Source organism: Mesorhizobium sp. CO1-1-8 (genome assembly GCF_020164875.1).
Classification (GTDB): Bacteria; Pseudomonadota; Alphaproteobacteria; order Rhizobiales; family Rhizobiaceae; genus Mesorhizobium.
On the sequence record NZ_JAIUGZ010000003.1, the window covers coordinates 344,416 to 360,774 of the forward strand.

Sequence of the window (16,359 nt, forward strand, 5' to 3'; positions counted from 1 at the left end):
TCGTCATGGCTTGGCCCCGATGTATGGAACCACGCCAGGCCGAAGAGTCGGCTCTTGTCGAAGGTAGAAGATTGGGATGGACCAGATGTTCACGTCGATTGCTGGAAAGACCGTTATTGTCACGGGTGCCTCCAAGGGTATCGGGAGGGGGATCGCGAAGGTTTTTGGGCGCGCTGGCGCCAACGTCGCGCTTGTCTCGCGCGACGAAGGCGCTGCTTCCAGCGCTGTGAAAGAGATCACTGATTCCGGGGCAAAGGCTGAATGGTTCGGCGCCGACGTCGCTGACTGGGATTCCGTCAAAGACATGGTTGCGCGCGTCGCTGCAAGTTTCGGTCATGTCGATATCCTTTGCGCCAACGCCGGTATTTTCCCGCAAAAAAAGATCGTCGACATGGAGCCATCAGACTGGGACCATGTCCTTTCCACGAATTTGAAGAGCACCTTCCTTTGTGTGAAGGCTTGCATCCCTTGTTTCGAGGAGGCCGGGCAAGGCCGCGTGGTCGTGACGTCGTCCATAACCGGGCCGATCACCGGATTCCCCGGATGGGCCCACTATGGCGCCTCAAAGTCGGGCCAGCTCGGCTTCCTCAAGACCGCTGCCATGGAGCTTGTAAAATACAATACCACCATCAATGCGGTGATGCCCGGGAACATCCTGACGGAGGGCCTGCAGGATCTCGGCCAGTCTTTCATCGACACGATGGCGGCTTCAATCCCGCTGCGTCGGTTGGGCTCGGTGGAAGATATCGGCAATGCGGCATTGTTTTTCGCCACCAATGAAGCTGCCTATATAACCGGCCAACAGATCGTCATCGACGGCGGGCAGATTCTTCCCGAATCGATCGACGCGATTGCCGCGATAGATTAGATCAACCAACACTAGCGGCCCGATCCGCAGGGTTTCGTTGCAATCCTCTTCGAGGCGGCTCCTTGCAGTCTCGCTGGCCGCTTCCATACTTGTCTAGGCTAGGGAACGGGGCTTCGGCTTCGATGGGCCGAACCGATCGGCATATTCCTGTGGGCCAACACCGATGGTGCGCAAAAATGCCCGGCGCATCGTTTCCTTGCTGGCGAAGCCGCATTTCACGAAAGACAATGAGGGTGAGCGTCCCTGCTCAAGCAATCGGCGTGCCGCCTCGACGCGGAGCTCTTCGACCGCGCGCGCAGGTGTGCGGCCACTTGCGGCCTTATAGCGGCGGCTCAAGGTTCGCGAACTCATTCCCATAAGATCAGCGAGATCGATCAGTGACAATTCCTTGTCCAGGTTCTCGTTTATCCAGATATGAAGCCGGTCGAATTCCGCCTCGCCTTGAAGCGACAATGTGGTGCTGAACTGTGATTGACCACCTGGCCGCTTCAGAAACATCACCAGATACTGCGCGACGGACAAAGCGAGCTTGCGCCCAAAATCCTCCTCAACAAGGGCCAGGCACAAATCGATGCCAGCCGTCACGCCCGCCGAAGTCCACACCTTGTCGTCGCGGACAAACAAGCGATCGGCATCGACCTTGATGGTTGGGAAGCGTTCCTTGAATTCCGCGCAAAATTTCCAGTGAGTGACCGCCGCCTTGCCATCGAGCAGATGTGCTTGAGCAAGCAGGAAGGCGCCGGTACAGACCGACGCCACACGGCGAGCTTTCCTTGACCTCCGTTCGATCCAGGCGACAAGCTCCGCGTCCTGGCATGCCTCGGCTACTCCAAGGCCTCCAACAACGATCAACGTGTCCAACTCGCTGTCGGCATCGGGAAGCAAGTTGGCTTCCAGGCCCAGTCCCGCGGTCGTCATAACGTGTGACTGACGCGAGACTATCAGGCATTGATACTGCTCCGGTCGGCCCTCGCGGCATGCGAACTCATTGACGGTCGCAAACACCTGAAGCGGGCCGCAGATATCGAGCAACTGCGCGCCCGGGTAGGTGACGATCTCCACCCGATTGAGACTGTTTGGCACGATCGGAGGCGCATTTGTCATTCGGCCAAAATAAAACCTTCTAAAGTTAGCACTGTCAACAGGAGGAGATGAAATATGACTGTGCAAGTCGGAATTTTGGTATTCCCTGAGGTTCAGCAGCTTGACATGGCTGGTCCGTACGAGTTTTTTGCCACCGCGCAGGGGGTAAACGTCGATCTTATCTGGAAAAACAAAGAACCGGTGAGGTCGTTCACGGGAATTACATTCCCCGCAACTAAGACTTTTGACGAGTGCCCGGACCTGGATGTCATTTGTATTCCCGGCGGCAATGGCGTCGGTCCTTTGCTAACCGACGAGGAAACTCTGGATTTCGTCCGCCAGAAGGCAAAGAAGGCGCGCTACGTCACGTCGGTTTGTACTGGCGCAATGGTCCTCGGAGCGGCCGGCCTGTTGAAAGGCAAGCGGGCCACCACGCATTGGAACTTCCTCGACTACCTGAGCGCCTTTGGTGCAATCCCGGTCAGCCAGCGCATTGTCACGGATGGAAATGTCATCACCGCCGCCGGCGTAAGCGCGGGCGCCGATTTCGCACTGTGGATGCTGGCAGAAACCGTCGGCAAGGATGAGGCTGAGAAGACGCAGCTTTGGCTGGAATATGCCCCGAAGCCGCCTTATCATTCCGGCAACATTGAAGATGCGTCACAAAAGACCATTCGGGAGACCCAGGCGCGTTGGGCAGGCGACCGCGCCGGCATGGATGCTCTTTTTGCCAAACACGGCTGGGAGAGAACTGTCGAGCCGGCTTTCTGATCTTTCGTCTAAAGCTTGTCCTCCTGCCTCGGCAGGAGGACAAGCATCCAGTGACACCTCGCCTAGATACCTAGGCGTGCTTCATGTATGCGCTCAAATCATTTTGGCGAGAGAGCGGGCCCTTTTCGTGGCCGTCACCCGCCAAGGTTGATGGGCCACGTTACGCCAAGACAGTGTCTGAGCAGTCACGCGGTCTGCGCAACAAAGCCGGCAGCTTCGATGCCTGTGACGGCCGCGAGTTCATCATTGTCGGACGTATCTCCTGTTATGCCGACCGCTCCCAGCAGCACGCCTGCCTGATCGCGAATGAGAACGCCGCCAGGAACCGGGACAATCCGGCCGCCCGAAACAGCATTGAGTCCCGCGACAAAATGTGGGCGTTCTGCGGCAATCTTGTCCAGCGCGCGCGAGCCCATTCCGATCGCCAGAGCGCCATAGGCCTTGCCGGAGGCGATCTCGAAACGCAGCATCGACGCGCCGTCCTGCTTCTGAAACGCCTTTAAGTGCCCACCGGCGTCGAAAACGGCAACTGCGAGCGGTTTAAACCCGGCCTGCTCACCCTTGGCGAGGGAAGTTGCAGTGATCGCATTGGCTTTCGCAAGTGTTAGCTCAGTCATTATGGTCCTCTTAATTAGCTCTTCGGTTCGGGCGATTGCCCATCAAATCCAGCCCGCGCCGCTCATCCAAATGTTGAGACCGGCGGTTTCTACCTTTTTACGCGGCTTTGCGATCACCTTGCGGCATCTCCCTCGCAACGGTCTCGGCGACCATAGCGGCCGTTGCGGCCGAGAGTGTCCAACCAAGGTGACCATGCCCGGTGTTATAGAAAACTCCCGGTGCCCTACCCCGGCCGACCCTGGGCATCATATTGGGCATCATCGGTCTCAAACCGGCCCACGGCACAACCCGGTTGGTATCGACTTGAGGAAAGAGCATTCGCGTCCAATCGACCAGCGGCTTGACGCGATCTTCCCTGATGTCACGGTTGATCCCGTTGAACTCCGCGGTGCCGGCAACGCGGAACCTGGTCTCACCCAGTCGGCTCGTAACGATCTTGGCTCGATCGTCGAGCAGGCTCACCCAAGGCGCTGCCAGCTGAGAGCGCTCCTCATCGAGATGGACTGTGATTGAATAGCCCTTGACGGGATAGATATTGACGCGGTCGCCGAGCATTGCTGCGAAGTATCGACTGGTTGATCCGGCGCACACCACGATGGCATCCGCCTCGATCGTCTTCTGGATAGGCTCACCGTCGGGCCCACCCAAAGTACAATCCAGGCGCAAACACCCACCGCGCCGCACTCCTGTGACCGTCGCGTCATAGACAAAACGCCCGCCGCGCCTCTCGCAGGCCAAGGCAAGACCGGTGGTGTATTTGTGGATATCCCCAGTGGAATCCGAAGGCGTGTAGAAACCGCCATAGAATGCGCCTTGCAGCGTTGGCTCGATCGACCGGATTTCCTCGGGGGTTACCGCCTTCCGGTCCAGACCGCCCTCAACCAGCATGTCATTGACCTTCGAAGCATGTGTGAAACTCGGCTTGTCCCAATAGATGTGGAGTATGCCGCGCCGCACGTGGTTGAAGTCAATGCGTTCACGCGCTGCAATGTCGAACATGTGCTTTCGAGCCGCGATCGCCAGCCTCGTGGTCGCGACCGTATTTTCACGATAGTTTGCGAGGTTCCAAACGAACTCGGCGAGCCAGCTATATTTGTGCCAGCTCGGCGCCGGATTCATTAGAAGCGGCGCATCGCTCTTGAGCATCCACTTGATGCCCTTGAACACAGTCGACCAGTGGTTCCAGACTTCCGCGTTGCTGGCCGACAATTGCCCACCATTAGCGAAGGATGTTTCCATAGCGGCATAACGCTGGCGTTCGATAACGGTGACGTCGTAGCCACGTTCAAGCAGCGCATAGGCGGTGGAGACGCCGGCAATACCGGCGCCGATGACGGCGATGTGGGTCATTTCGCTCTCCAAGACAGTTTCTGGGTGCAGGCCGAGGCCCGCGGTTGATCCCCAAATCTGTCACTGTACCTGAGAGCTTAACCAAGTCGTCATCGGCTTGGCTTTCCCCTTCGGTGGGCGCTCTGGGCGCCTCTCTCCAGATGGTTCAACAACATGGTCACTTTTGCCTGAGAGTTTCCTTGGGGGGTTGCTCCTTCGGCGCCGGCAAGATTGATTAGAACTGCCGATCTCTCCCATGCTGTCGTATGAACGCGATAACTATATTATTGGCTCACGGTATCAACGCATTCCCTTCACATGCATGAACCTTTGCTAGGCTGCGCAAATCGCTGCCAGTCGGCAAACGGCTGCTATCCAAAACCGAAATCTGCCTTCAAACCGCGATGCATCGATAGAGTTCCGGGTCGTTACGCACTTCGTCTGGCTCACCCGACAGGGCTACCCGTCCACGGTCTATGACCAGGACCTGATTTGCGATACGCAACGCCATCTCCAGGTGTTGCTCGACAATGATGACCGCCATCTCCTGGGACAGCTTGTGCAAGCGCTCGGTAATTTCGTCGATGACGCCGAACCATACGCCTTCCGTGGGTTCATCGAGCATGAGTATCTTGGGCCGGCCCATCAACGCGCGGCCGATCGCCAGCATTTTGCGCTCTCCCCCGGAAAGGGTTCCAGCGACCTGCCGCAAGCGGTTACCGAGTTTCGGAAAAAGATCGACGATCGTGTCGATTTCCTTCAAGCCCCGACTGGTCATGGCGCCGACCGTCAGATTTTCACGGACCGTGAGAGTACCGAACACCGCGTGCTCCTGGGGCACATAGCCAATTCCAAGGTCCACCCTGTCCACCACACGCTTGTCGCGAATGGAAACGCCGTCCAGGACGACATCGCCCGCCGAAACCGGCACCTCGCCGATCAAGGTTTTCAATAGAGTGGTTTTGCCAGCACCGTTTCGTCCCAGGATAGCGGTGCCCCCTTTTTGGGGGATAACAGCATCGATCCCGAACAGAACGCGGCTGTTACCATATCCGGCGGTGAGGTTTTTGATTTCCAGCATTCAGTCACGCTCTCGTCGTATAGACTCTTCTGACAGCTTCCGAGGCGTCGAGTTCATCGACGCGACCGTCGAAAATCACCTTGCCTTGATCGAGAACCGTCACCGTGTCGCAGATCGTCTTGATGAAATCGAGATCGTGCTCGACGATGACGACGGACGTCGCGCTTTTCAGCGGAACCAGGAACTCGCCAGTGGCGCGCCGTTCCTCCAGGCTCATGCCACCAGTCGGTTCGTCCAGCAAAAGCAACTTCGGATTTTGGGAGACCGCCATGGCGATTTCCAGCCACTGCTGCTGGCCATGGCTCAACACACCCGCCAGATCGCTTGAACGCTGCCGAAGGCCAAATCTTTGCAGGTCCAGCAGGATCTCCTCGCGCAATCCTGCGGCGGAGCCTGAGCGCATTTGCGACCAGATCGGGGTGGATGCCTGCTTGGCCAGGAGCAGGTTCTCAAAAAGCGACAGTTCGGGAAGGACCGAAGTTATCTGGAATTTCAGGCTCATGCCGCTTCTGGCGCGACGGTAGGACGAATGGCGGGTAACGTCGTTTCCAGCGAAGTGGATGGTTCCGCCGTTGAGCTGGTGAGCACCTGTAATGGCCTTCAGCAGAGTGCTCTTGCCAGAACCGTTTGGCCCGATCAGGCCATGGAAGGTCTGAGGCCTGACGGCGAGGCTGACGCCGTTGAGCGCTGTGAAGGTTCCGTACTTCTTGACGGCGCCTTCAACGCGGAGAAGCGACATTTCTGCCTCCCTCGCGATCAGGTGCTGTCGGGCTCGATGGTCCGCTAGCCGGCAAATTCATCTCCGCATCGCCAGCGAAGAACGACCCACGCCTGTCGCGGTCGCTCACGAGAAACCCGATAATCCCTTTAGGCCTGTAAACAACAACGACGACCATCAGGACGCCCATGATCGCTGGCCAGATCCCGCGCAGAAGCTCGACGTCGGAGATGGCGAAGCCTACGCCTTCAATAACAAACACGCCCAGGATCGGCCCCAGCAGCGTGCCTGGGCCGCCAAACAGGGCATACAAAGCAGCGTAGGTTGATTGCACGAAGCCGATGTTTGTCGGCCCGATGTAGCTTTCGTGGAACGCGAACAGGCACCCGGCCATTCCGGCGATAAGCCCCGCCAAGCAAAAGACAATCGCCTTGTACACCTGAACCCGGTAGCCAAAGAAGGCCAGTCTTTCTTCATTCTGGCGCATTCCGCTCAGCACCAGGCCGAACTGCGACCTGACAAGGAACCGGACAAGGCAATAGACGCATGCCAGCACAAAGATCGAAAAATAGAAGAAAACCGGACCCGGGTACAACTCGTACGATCCGATGCGCAGGGGGTCCGGCACAGATATGCCGTTGGCCGCGCCGATAAGCTGCCAGCCACCAACAAGGCGTTCGGCAATATAGGATGCCGTCAGCGTGCCCAACGAGACAAAAATGATCTCGGTCTTGCGCCGCCCCAGAAGGAGGAACCAGGCCACCAGGAAAGAGCCCGTCAGCCCCACCAGACCGCCGAGCAGCAGGACCACGAACAAATTGCCTGTATGAGCGAACGTGCTGAGCAGCGCGGCCGCATATCCGGCACTGCCGAAAAACAGCGCCTGGCCGAACGCCATGATCCCGGAATATCCCCAGCAGAGATCGAAGCTGATCGCCAGGATCGATAACAGGACAAGTTTGGTCATGATCTGCTGCTCATAGCCTTGGAAGGTCGACCCAGCCACGAGCAGCGCGATGAAGACCGCGATCTCTACGATATTGAACCTTGAGATGCGAGGCCGCGAAACAGACGTCGGCCGTGATGTCGGACTGTTCATTAAACAACCTGCGAGTTCGGCCTGTGTCGGCCGCAACGGTCGGCCGCCAGCGGCGGCCGACCAGGACTTATTAGCTTGCTCGGCATGCCCCGGGCGGCACGGCTTCCTTTTTATCCAGGATGTTCCACTTCCCGCCTCCGGCCTGCGCCAGATAGATGTTCATGGTTGGGGCGTGGGTATCCGGGTTCATCTTCGCGCCGCCGCCCGGGCCCTTTTCCAAGGTCGCGGTTGAATAGGCTTCGGTGATTGCTTCGAAGGCGAGATCCCCGTTGGTCTTTAGGACGGCCTGCTCATAGAATTTGAGGCCACGGTAGCTGCCTGTGGCGCTCACGCCGGCGGTAAAAAGATAGGGGCTGCCTGGGAACATCGCGTTATATTCCTTGATCAGCTGCTGTGAATACGGATCATCGACCGTGTGGAAAAAGTCGAGCGCGTTATAGACGCCTTCAAGGGCACGCTCGGGAACAGAGTTCACGGCATTCTCGTCGAAATAGAGGACCGACTGCGTACCGCCATTCTTGGCAAAGCCGGCTTCATAAAGTTGCTTCATGAAGCCCTGGATGCCGGGCGGGATGATCGTGTTGAACACATGATCGATCTTTTCGCTCATGATCTTGCCGACGGTAGCTGAGTATTCGACCTGGTCGAGCGGATAATATTCCTCGAAAACGACCTCCCCGCCGTTGTCTTCAATTACCTTGCGGGCAAGAGCATTCGTCATTTGGGGCCATTGGTAATTGGCGCCTGGCAACGCAAAGCGCTTCGCCCCCTTGTTCTTGATCAGATAGGGAATCAAGAATGCGAGCTGATGCGAGACCGTAGCTGCGGTCGTGTAAAGGTGGGGCGTGCAGTCACCGCCTTCATAGTGCTGCGGATAGATGTAGAGCTTTTTGGCGCGCTGAATGACCGGCACTTTCAGCGCCTCGCGTGTCGACGACAAGCCACCGCCCATGACCAGATCCAACTCATGGCTGCTCAGCAGGCGGTTTATGTTGCCGACCGATTTTCCCGGGTCCGAAACGGTATCTTCAAGATAGAGTTCCAGCGGGCGACCCAGAATGCCGCCGGCATCGTTGATCTGCTTGGCGGCAAATTGGGCGGCTTGCCAATGCGTGTTGCCGAAGGTCGAAAGCGCCCCGGAAATATCGGCGGCAATGCCGACCCGGATCGGTCCGGCAGCATTTGCCCAAGAGGGTTTCAGCACCCAGCCGCCAGCCGCGGCGACCCAACCTGCGGCGGCCAGTCGTCCGCTGGCCAACAGGAATGAGCGTCTGGATGGATGAAATTTCGGGTTTTCTGACATGCGCGTACGTCTCCCTTTTTTGTTAGCGCTTGAACAAACCTTGCGGATAGATTTTCACGGCGGTGAGCAACAGGACGTAGAGCGTGACTTCAGCCGTGACGGGGCTGATCCAGTACGCCGCGCCGGTGTACTCGCGAAGCCATTGGATGCCGGGGGTCAGCGCACCCATGAGGGCCGCGCCGGATATCGGCCCCTCGAAGGTGCCGATCCCGCCAAGCATTACGGACAAGAAAGCCTGGACCAGGAACTGGAGGCCGAGGTCCGCTGAGAGCGAGTACAGGGGGACCATCAAAGCTCCCGCCAGACCTGCAAGGCCAGCGCCGATCGCAAAGGTGATCGAGTAGAGTCTTTGGGTGGAAAGACCCGAGGCTTGGGCCAGGTTAGCGTTCTCAAGGGAAGCCCTGATCTGCAGTCCGAACCGCGTGTATCTGATCACGCAGACCGATATCACCATCAGAAGAAACGTTATGACTATGATGAGCGCTCGCCATAACGAAAACGTTCCGCCGGCAAATTCAACAATCTGCGGAAGCGGCTCTGGAATTTCGTAATATTTTCCCGCCAGGAGCACACGGATCACCTCGCGGATCGCCAGCCCGACGCCGAAGGTGGCCAACATCGCGGTGACTGGTGCTCGATAAAGGCGCCGCACGATCGTCAGTTCTATCAGCAGTCCAATTGCGGCCACGACAAATGGCGCGATGAGCATGCCAGCCCAGGCTGGCCACCCGTTGCCCTTGGCAACGAAGACCGTATAGGCGCCAAGGAGAACAAACTCCCCGTGCGCCATGTTGAATATACCCATAAGGCTGGCGATCACGGCGAGCCCGCTCACGACCAGAATCATGATCGATGCGAAGGCCGCGAGATCGAATGCAACTTTTACCAAATCCATTGGCGCCGCTACCACAACGTTTCTAAAACTGATTTCAAGCAATGCTTGGCGAACGCATTGGATACGACCCGCCAGAGAGCTCGCTCGTACTGACACCGCATCGGCGAAGGGCCCGCTGGGCCTCGATCAATGCAGCCCCTATCGGGGCCATGCGGGAAGCAAGCAGTCATCCTTGTATTAATCTTCGCGGCACAGATCGCGGTCTGCAGGCCTCTCGCGTCATGGACGAGTTCCGCAAGGCGACAACTGTGCCATTCCCACTCCCATCATGCCGCTTCGGACAGCTTTCCGATCATTGATCTTGGCCAGCACCCCACGTCCGGCGGCTCAACGCCGCCGCCGCTCGAACCGTGCAGCCACCAAGAGAGCCGCTTTAATGGCGGTCCTATGCCTTGGAGAATTTCTCCGCTATATGAAATTGCTTGTCAATACAGATAAAATATTTCTGTTTAGATTTGTTTTTGCAAACTGGCATGTCCGTGTGAGCTTTCCCGAAAGATGCAGCAGCTCCAGAGACCGAGCGCAAAAATGCCCTCGGCACGCGCTCCGGGAGTTCCAGCGCGTAAACGGCCCCCTATTTCGCTGTTGACTCCGTTGGTCTTATGGACTGAATTATAGACCTTTCCTCTCCAAGCGAGAATCTGACTTGCCTACCGTCGGAAACGAACTGCTCGTCAAAGGCGTCGCCAAACGCTTTGGGGGTCTCACCGTTCTTAAGGGTGTTGACCTCAATTGCGGTCCTGGAGAGGTCGTTGGTCTGATCGGCCCAAACGGCGCCGGTAAGTCCACACTCATAAACGCCATCACGTCCTTCATGCCGGTCGACACTGGTGAGGTCAGGATCGGCGATGTCCGCGTGAGCAATACGACGCCCCAGTTTTGCTCCGCAGCCGGCCTCGCCAGGACGTTCCAAAACATCAAGCTTTTTGCAAATCTCACGGTGCGCCAGAACATCGAGGTGGCCCTGACCTCGGGGAGACGAGACCGGCCTGCGCAGGCGTCTAAGGTGCATGTCGAGGAATTGCTGGATTGGTTCGGTCTCGCTCGTTCATCGACATGGAAGGCTGGCGCGCTTTCCTACGGCAATCAGCGACGGCTCGAGATCGCGCGAGCCCTGGCTCTTGGCCCCTCCTACCTCCTGCTCGACGAACCTGCGGCCGGCATGAACGGTGGGGAGACCTCAGACCTCATTGCTTCGGTCAACTCCATTCGAGATCGCTTCGGCTGCGGCTTGGTCATCATTGATCACGACCTGCGCTTCATCATGACGGCGTGCAAGAGGATCTATGTGCTGGATGCTGGAGCGATCGTGGCGAGCGGTTCGCCAGAGGAAGTGCGCAGCAATCCCAAAGTGATCGAGGTCTACATCGGCCACGACCGAACTCAACGACACCAACAAGCCGGGAGGCAATCATGAAAACGATCGCAGTCGCAAGCTCAGTCTTCTTCGCCATGTCGCTGGCCACGATTTCCGCCGCCTTGGCAGCAGACCACATCATCATCATCGGCTACGCAGCCGCCGTGACCGGCGCGCTGGCACCCTACGATAGCCCCGACGGGGTCAAGTGCAGGGTGGAGCAACTGAATGCCGGCGGCGGCATCGGCGGAAAGCCTGTCGAGTTGATCGTTCGCGACACCAAGAGTGACGCGGTCACTGCCAGCAATGTCGGCCAGGAACTGCTCGACCTCGGCGCAAACGTTCTGCTTGGACCCCCGACGGACGACGGTCTTATCCCCATTGCGCAACTGGCCCTTCCTCAGGGGATCCCGGTGCTTTCTGTCGGCGGTACTCAGCCCGCCTTCCCGCTTGCCTCGCCAGAGAACGGCTACCTGGTGCCCTATGGCGACAACGCATCCGCCTCTGCGGCCGCCGAGATCGCCTACAAGGCTGGCCACAGGAAGGTGGTTTTGATGATTGCCAATGACGTGGGTGCCTATTCGGCAATCACGCCTGAATATTTCGGCAAGGCTTTCGAACGCCTGGGCGGGAAAATCGTTGGCAGGGTGAACTATCATCACGGTCTGGCGGACTACAATGCGCAGGTCACCGAGGTCCGCAGCAATCCCGAAAAGCCAGATATGATCTTCGCCGCGATCCTGGTGCCTGACGCGGGAGTTCTGGTACGCACCATCAAGGCCGCGGGCCTGGATATTCCAGTCTTCGGCACCGATGGATTCGACGATCCGTCCTTCATCGGTGTCGCTGGTCCCGGAGCAGACCTGGCAACCTTCATTACGCATGGCTTTCCTGCCGAGGGCAGCCCGCTGAAGCAATTCTATGACGACTGCGAAAAACGTGGTCTCAAAGCCCAAAACATCTTCTTCGGCCTCGGCGGCGAGGCCGTGGACGTCATCAAGGCCGCGACCGAAAAGGCCGGCTCTTTCGATCCGCCGGCCATCAACGCGGCGATCAAGGAGTTAGACGGCCTCAAGGGGCTCACCACAGGGTCCATAACCTACAAGGATCGCGGCGGCATTCCTTTGAAGGAAATGACCGTCATCCAGGTCAAGGACGGCAAGTTCGCCCAGGTTGGAAAAATCATCCCGCAATGGGTGGCAAATCCTTGATGCTGAGGCTCGAAAGCCTGCACGTCAGCTATGGGCCGATCAAAGCGGTGCGCGGGATCACGCTTGAGGTCAAGCAAGGCGAGATTGTCGCCCTGCTTGGTCCCAATGGTGCGGGCAAAACCAGCCTGATCTCGGCCATCGTTGGGTTAGCCCCTATTGCCGGAGGCGTGGTGACATTCAATGGCGACGACATCACTTCCGACCTGACCGAGACGATCGTCCAGAAAGGTTTGACGCTGACGCCGGAAGGCAGACGCGTCTTCAGCGATCTCACCATTGGCGAAAACTTGCGTCTGGGGGCCGCATCCCGTTGCGACAAGGCTGGGGTTGCCCAGGATCTTGAACGATATCTTGGGATGTTCCCGATCCTGCGACAAAGGTTCTCGTCAAGGGCTGGCATGCTCTCGGGCGGCGAGCAGCAGATGCTGGCGATCGCCAGATCGTTGATGTCACGCCCGAAAATGCTGATGCTTGACGAGCCTTCCCTGGGGCTGGCGCCGCGCATTGTCGACCAGATATTCGAACTCTTGAGTGCCTTGCGCGGCCATGGGCTGACAATGCTGCTCGTGGAGCAGAATGCGCACCATGCGCTGGAACTCGCAGACCGGGCCTATGTGCTTGCCAGCGGCGCGCTTGTCTTCGACGGAACTGCCTCAGACCTGAAGTCCTCCGGCGGTATCATGAATATGTATCTCGGTACAGAAGGCGTCGATTAGTGTCGGACTATCTTCTCCAACAAACGTTCAATGCGCTTAGTGTGGGCGGCGAATACGCCCTCCTCGCGCTCGGGCTCGCCATCGTCTTCAGTGTCATGGGGCTGGTCAACTTCGCCCATGGCGACATGATCACCGTCGGTGGCTACGCAATGTTTCTTATGCTGTTGTTCGGCATTCGTGATCCGCTGCTGGTGTTACCCTTTGGTGTCATTGCCACAGTAGCCATTGCGCTTCTGCTCGAACGCGTCGCGTTCAAGCCGGTGCGAAACGCGCCGCCGAATACAGGTATGCTCATGGCGTTCGGCGTGGGAATCCTGATTCAAAACATAGCTTTGATGACCCTTGGAAGCCGCCCGAAGGCGGTGGCCACAGCTGAATGGCTGACGCATTCCTTGTCGGTTGGCGGGGTCCAGATACCAGTTATCCAGGTACTTGAGACAGGTGTTACCATCGTCGCCATCGTGGCCTTGGTTGCCTTGCTCCGCTTCACGACCCTGGGATTGGCGATGCGGGCCGCGGCCAAAGACGTGCCGATCGTGCGTATGATGGGGATTAAAGCTGATCGGGTCATTATGACGGCCTTTGCCATTTCGGGGTTTCTTGCTGGGCTGGCGGGAGTCTTTGTTCTTGCTCGTCGCGGCGCAGTCGATCCCTTCATGGGTTTTGCGCCGGTGCTCAAGGCCTTCGTGGCAGCGGTTCTCGGAGGTTTCGGCTCACTGCCGGGAGCCGTGGTCGGAGGGTTCGCGCTCGGCATCGCCGAGGTGGCCCTGCAACTTGGCCTTCCTCCGGAAATCGGTGGCTTCCGGGATGCATTCGTCTTTCTGATCGTCGGAATCGTTCTGGTGTTCAGACCGCAGGGGATCATGGGGGACAGACCCGACTTTGGAGAGAAGTCATGAGGCAGCTTGTCCCTTCTTTGGCCGGCGCGCTGATCCTGTCGTCCGTCGTGGTAGCAATCGGAGGCGCGGCACTGCTGTTTGCCGAGCCGTTTTATCAACGCATCGTCTTTGGCTTCCTCGTCAACCTGATCGTGGTGGTCGGGCTTCAGGTCTTCATGGGCAATTCCGACATAACGAGCTATGGCCACATCTCGTTCATGGCCATCGCGGCATATCTGGTTGCCATTTTGGCCACCCCAGTGGCGATCAAAAGAACGGCCCTGGCCACCGCGCCCTTTGGTTTGTCCGAACTCCAACTCGGCATAGTTCCAAGCGTCCTGATCGCTATATTGATCACCGTTTTCATAGCGGCAGTGGTCGGCACGATGCTGGTGAGGCAAACCGGCGTGCCGGCTTCAATTGCGACCCTGGCCTTTCTCGTCATAGTGCATGTCGTCATCGTCAATTGGGTCGATTTGACCCGGGGTCCCCGTGCGATCTATGGCGTTCCAGTCAAGGCAAATCTCGTCTGGGCTACAGCATGTGCCGTGTTTGCAATCGTCGTCGCGCGGCTGTTTCGGGACTCCAGATGGGGATTGCAGCTAAGGGCCGCCAGCCAGAACATTGCCGCCGCGGGAGCAATGGGAGTCCGCATCAAGCGTCTTCGCCTGGCCGCATGGATCTTGAGTGCGGCGTTTCTGGCTACCGCCGGCGTTTTGTTCACCCTTTTCGTCGGAACCATCAGCCCGAACAGTTTCTATTACGACCTTACATTCCTCACCCTCGCCATGCTTATTCTTGGCGGATCGAGTGTAAGCGGAGCCGTAGCGGGCGCTGTCGTTGTGACCTTCGGGGTCGAGGTGATGCGCTTTCTGGAAAATGGACCGGTATTGGCGGGCGTCAAACTCCCTGAGATGTTTGGACTTACCGGATTATTTCTGGGCGCGATAATTGTCTTGTGCATGGCGCTTCGGCCAGGTGGCCTGATTGGGGCCGACGAAATTGACGAAATCTGGCGCCAGCGCTCGCGGGCACGCGCGACTGAGGTCGATTCCGCGCTCAGCACTTTAAGGGAGCGGGCCGCGGCGAAGGGCTGATGACCGCCTCGGAACTTGAAAGGCGAGCAGTAACAGCGGCTCCGCTGCGACTGCCCCGGCTGAGGCTCGGCATCGCGATAAGTTCGAACGGCAGCCAAGACCTTGTCTGCCCAGCATCGCTTTGGTGCGATGATCTCGTATTCGGCCGTGGCGCGGTCTTTCTGGCAAAACCGCCAAGCCGTCAACGCATCGCCTCGTCGGCGCTGCCACATGAATCTCGGCCGCCGTTGAGCCCCGGCTTCATGAGCCCGCATCTAGCGACCCGGAGCCAAGCCCCATGACGTGCTCTGTGATGTCGGCCGCCAACGCGACATGGTCGCGGCGCTCACGCATGGCGGCCATTCGCGGCGGGTGCTGACATGCCCGGCCTTGAGCAAGCGCTTGCCGAAATTGCCGCCGAAATGGCGCAGCGCACCGATCGCGGTGATGTCGCCGGCTATATTCCGCAGCTCAGCAAGATCGATCCTATGAAATTCGGCATGGCGGCCGTTACCAACGAGGGCCAGGTAATTCTTGCAGGCGATGCCGATCAGCCCTTTTCGATCCAGAGCGTGTCGAAAGTATTCACGCTCACCCTGGCGTTGGGCAAGGTCGGCGATGGGCTCTGGCGCCGCGTCGGCCGTGAGCCCTCCGGCAACCCCTTCAATTCGATCATCCAGCTCGAGCATGAGAACGGCATCCCGCGCAATCCTTTCATCAACGCCGGCGCCATTGTTGTCTCCGATGTCCTGCTTGCAGGTCACCAGCCGCGTGAGGCAATTGGCGAGATACTGCGGTTCATCCGCTCCCTTGCCGACGACGACACAATCATCATCGACCGAGAGGTTGCCGCGTCCGAGCGGGCTACGGGGTACCGCAATTTTGCCGCCGCCCACTACATGAAATCCTTCGACAATATCCATCATGCTCCCGAACTGGCTCTCGGTGTCTATTTCCACCACTGCGCGATTGCCATGAGTTGCCGGCAGCTCGCAATGGCAGGGCGATTTCTCGCCAATGCCGGCAGGAGCCCGGCCAGCGGGCATACTGTCGTGTCAGCAGAGCGGGCGCGACGCATCGCTGCCCTGATGCTCACCTGTGGCCACTATGACGGTTCGGGCGATTTCGCTTTTCGCGTCGGGATTCCCGCAAAAAGCGGCGTAGGGGGCGGAATTTTGGCAATCGTGCCCGGTGTCGCTTCGCTGGCGGTTTGGTCTCCAGGCCTCAACGCCAACGGCAACTCCAAGCTGGGCTCGATTGCCCTGGAGAAGCTTGCCAGGGCAATGAATTGGTCCGTCTTTGCTCCGTGACCGAAAGCTCGGACCGCAGGTCTTTAGAGCACCGCTCCGTCGCTAC

The 16,359-nt window shown here is 58.5% G+C and carries 16 protein-coding genes and 1 riboswitch; of the genes, 8 read left to right on the forward strand and 8 right to left on the reverse strand.

The features are described 5' to 3' along the window. Positions 1–85: 85 nt before the first annotated feature. The gene (gene fabG, locus LB558_RS07980) at positions 86–868 is read left to right on the forward strand and encodes a 3-oxoacyl-ACP reductase FabG (protein ID WP_224697213.1); all 783 of its coding nucleotides are present in this window, start codon (positions 86–88) and stop codon (positions 866–868) included. Between the two features lie 93 nt (positions 869–961). Here the strand turns inward: fabG and LB558_RS07985 are convergent, their stop codons facing one another. Further along, on the reverse strand, positions 962–1,972 hold the full coding sequence (locus tag LB558_RS07985; RefSeq protein ID WP_224697039.1) for a GlxA family transcriptional regulator: 1,011 nt from the start codon (positions 1,970–1,972) through the stop codon (positions 962–964). 54 nt (positions 1,973–2,026) lie between these two features. Between LB558_RS07985 and LB558_RS07990 the strand changes: the two genes are divergently transcribed. After that, a complete protein-coding gene (locus LB558_RS07990) occupies positions 2,027–2,722 on the forward strand; it encodes a DJ-1/PfpI family protein (RefSeq protein WP_224697040.1) in 696 nt (231 codons plus the stop codon). A 185-nt stretch (positions 2,723–2,907) separates the two neighbouring features. Here the strand turns inward: LB558_RS07990 and LB558_RS07995 are convergent, their stop codons facing one another. The 7 genes from LB558_RS07995 to LB558_RS08025 all read right to left on the reverse strand — a co-directional run bounded on the left by LB558_RS07995 (position 2,908) and on the right by LB558_RS08025 (position 9,765). Continuing rightward, entirely contained in the window at positions 2,908–3,339 is a 432-nt protein-coding gene (locus LB558_RS07995; protein ID WP_224697041.1) for a GlcG/HbpS family heme-binding protein, read from the reverse strand. Between the two features lie 97 nt (positions 3,340–3,436). Continuing rightward, a complete protein-coding gene (locus LB558_RS08000; RefSeq protein ID WP_224697042.1) occupies positions 3,437–4,690 on the reverse strand; it encodes a D-amino acid dehydrogenase in 1,254 nt (417 codons plus the stop codon). 144 nt (positions 4,691–4,834) lie between these two features. Beyond that, a riboswitch (glycine riboswitch) is annotated at positions 4,835–4,936 on the reverse strand. A 127-nt stretch (positions 4,937–5,063) separates the two neighbouring features. Continuing rightward, the gene (locus tag LB558_RS08005) at positions 5,064–5,750 is read right to left on the reverse strand and encodes an ABC transporter ATP-binding protein (protein WP_224697043.1); all 687 of its coding nucleotides are present in this window, start codon (positions 5,748–5,750) and stop codon (positions 5,064–5,066) included. A gap of 4 nt (positions 5,751–5,754) precedes the next feature. Further along, complete coding sequence (locus LB558_RS08010; RefSeq protein WP_224697044.1) at positions 5,755–6,489, reverse strand: ABC transporter ATP-binding protein; 735 nt, start codon at positions 6,487–6,489, stop codon at positions 5,755–5,757. Continuing rightward, entirely contained in the window at positions 6,470–7,567 is a 1,098-nt protein-coding gene (locus LB558_RS08015; protein WP_224697045.1) for a branched-chain amino acid ABC transporter permease, read from the reverse strand. The genes LB558_RS08010 and LB558_RS08015 overlap by 20 nt, the downstream gene beginning before the upstream one ends. A 70-nt stretch (positions 7,568–7,637) precedes the next feature. Then, positions 7,638–8,870, reverse strand: a complete 1,233-nt coding sequence (locus tag LB558_RS08020) for an ABC transporter substrate-binding protein (protein WP_224697046.1) — start codon at positions 8,868–8,870, stop codon at positions 7,638–7,640. A gap of 22 nt (positions 8,871–8,892) precedes the next feature. Next, positions 8,893–9,765 (reverse strand): branched-chain amino acid ABC transporter permease, encoded by an 873-nt coding sequence (locus tag LB558_RS08025; protein ID WP_224697047.1) that lies wholly within the window; start codon positions 9,763–9,765, stop codon positions 8,893–8,895. 646 nt (positions 9,766–10,411) lie between these two features. On the opposite strand from LB558_RS08025, the gene LB558_RS08030 reads away from it, so the two are divergent. The 6 genes from LB558_RS08030 to LB558_RS08055 all read left to right on the forward strand — a co-directional run bounded on the left by LB558_RS08030 (position 10,412) and on the right by LB558_RS08055 (position 16,313). Then, positions 10,412–11,182 carry an ABC transporter ATP-binding protein gene (locus tag LB558_RS08030; protein ID WP_224697048.1) on the forward strand — a complete coding sequence of 257 codons (771 nt, stop codon included), beginning with the start codon at positions 10,412–10,414 and terminating at the stop codon, positions 11,180–11,182. A gap of 35 nt (positions 11,183–11,217) precedes the next feature. Continuing rightward, positions 11,218–12,333, forward strand: a complete 1,116-nt coding sequence (locus LB558_RS08035; RefSeq protein ID WP_224697214.1) for an ABC transporter substrate-binding protein — start codon at positions 11,218–11,220, stop codon at positions 12,331–12,333. Further along, the gene (locus tag LB558_RS08040) at positions 12,333–13,049 is read left to right on the forward strand and encodes an ABC transporter ATP-binding protein (protein ID WP_224697049.1); all 717 of its coding nucleotides are present in this window, start codon (positions 12,333–12,335) and stop codon (positions 13,047–13,049) included. Before LB558_RS08035 ends, LB558_RS08040 begins: the two co-directional genes overlap by 1 nt. Then, positions 13,049–13,948 (forward strand): branched-chain amino acid ABC transporter permease, encoded by a 900-nt coding sequence (locus LB558_RS08045; RefSeq protein ID WP_224697050.1) that lies wholly within the window; start codon positions 13,049–13,051, stop codon positions 13,946–13,948. Before LB558_RS08040 ends, LB558_RS08045 begins: the two co-directional genes overlap by 1 nt. Next, positions 13,945–15,024: a branched-chain amino acid ABC transporter permease gene (locus tag LB558_RS08050; RefSeq protein ID WP_224697051.1), complete on the forward strand. Its 1,080-nt coding sequence runs from the start codon at positions 13,945–13,947 to the stop codon at positions 15,022–15,024. The genes LB558_RS08045 and LB558_RS08050 overlap by 4 nt, the downstream gene beginning before the upstream one ends. A gap of 359 nt (positions 15,025–15,383) precedes the next feature. Further along, a complete protein-coding gene (locus LB558_RS08055; protein WP_224697052.1) occupies positions 15,384–16,313 on the forward strand; it encodes a glutaminase in 930 nt (309 codons plus the stop codon). The last annotated feature ends 46 nt before the right edge of the window (positions 16,314–16,359 follow it).

Coding starts and splice junctions, on each gene's coding strand:
- fabG (WP_224697213.1), top strand. CDS start 86: ATGTTCACGTCGATTGCTGGAAAGACCGTTATTGTCACGGGTGCCTCC.
- LB558_RS07985 (WP_224697039.1), bottom strand. CDS start 1,972: ATGACAAATGCGCCTCCGATCGTGCCAAACAGTCTCAATCGGGTGGAG.
- LB558_RS07990 (WP_224697040.1), top strand. CDS start 2,027: ATGACTGTGCAAGTCGGAATTTTGGTATTCCCTGAGGTTCAGCAGCTT.
- LB558_RS07995 (WP_224697041.1), bottom strand. CDS start 3,339: ATGACTGAGCTAACACTTGCGAAAGCCAATGCGATCACTGCAACTTCC.
- LB558_RS08000 (WP_224697042.1), bottom strand. CDS start 4,690: ATGACCCACATCGCCGTCATCGGCGCCGGTATTGCCGGCGTCTCCACC.
- LB558_RS08005 (WP_224697043.1), bottom strand. CDS start 5,750: ATGCTGGAAATCAAAAACCTCACCGCCGGATATGGTAACAGCCGCGTT.
- LB558_RS08010 (WP_224697044.1), bottom strand. CDS start 6,489: ATGTCGCTTCTCCGCGTTGAAGGCGCCGTCAAGAAGTACGGAACCTTC.
- LB558_RS08015 (WP_224697045.1), bottom strand. CDS start 7,567: ATGAACAGTCCGACATCACGGCCGACGTCTGTTTCGCGGCCTCGCATC.
- LB558_RS08020 (WP_224697046.1), bottom strand. CDS start 8,870: ATGTCAGAAAACCCGAAATTTCATCCATCCAGACGCTCATTCCTGTTG.
- LB558_RS08025 (WP_224697047.1), bottom strand. CDS start 9,765: ATGGATTTGGTAAAAGTTGCATTCGATCTCGCGGCCTTCGCATCGATC.
- LB558_RS08035 (WP_224697214.1), top strand. CDS start 11,218: ATGTCGCTGGCCACGATTTCCGCCGCCTTGGCAGCAGACCACATCATC.
- LB558_RS08040 (WP_224697049.1), top strand. CDS start 12,333: ATGCTGAGGCTCGAAAGCCTGCACGTCAGCTATGGGCCGATCAAAGCG.
- LB558_RS08050 (WP_224697051.1), top strand. CDS start 13,945: ATGAGGCAGCTTGTCCCTTCTTTGGCCGGCGCGCTGATCCTGTCGTCC.
- LB558_RS08055 (WP_224697052.1), top strand. CDS start 15,384: ATGCCCGGCCTTGAGCAAGCGCTTGCCGAAATTGCCGCCGAAATGGCG.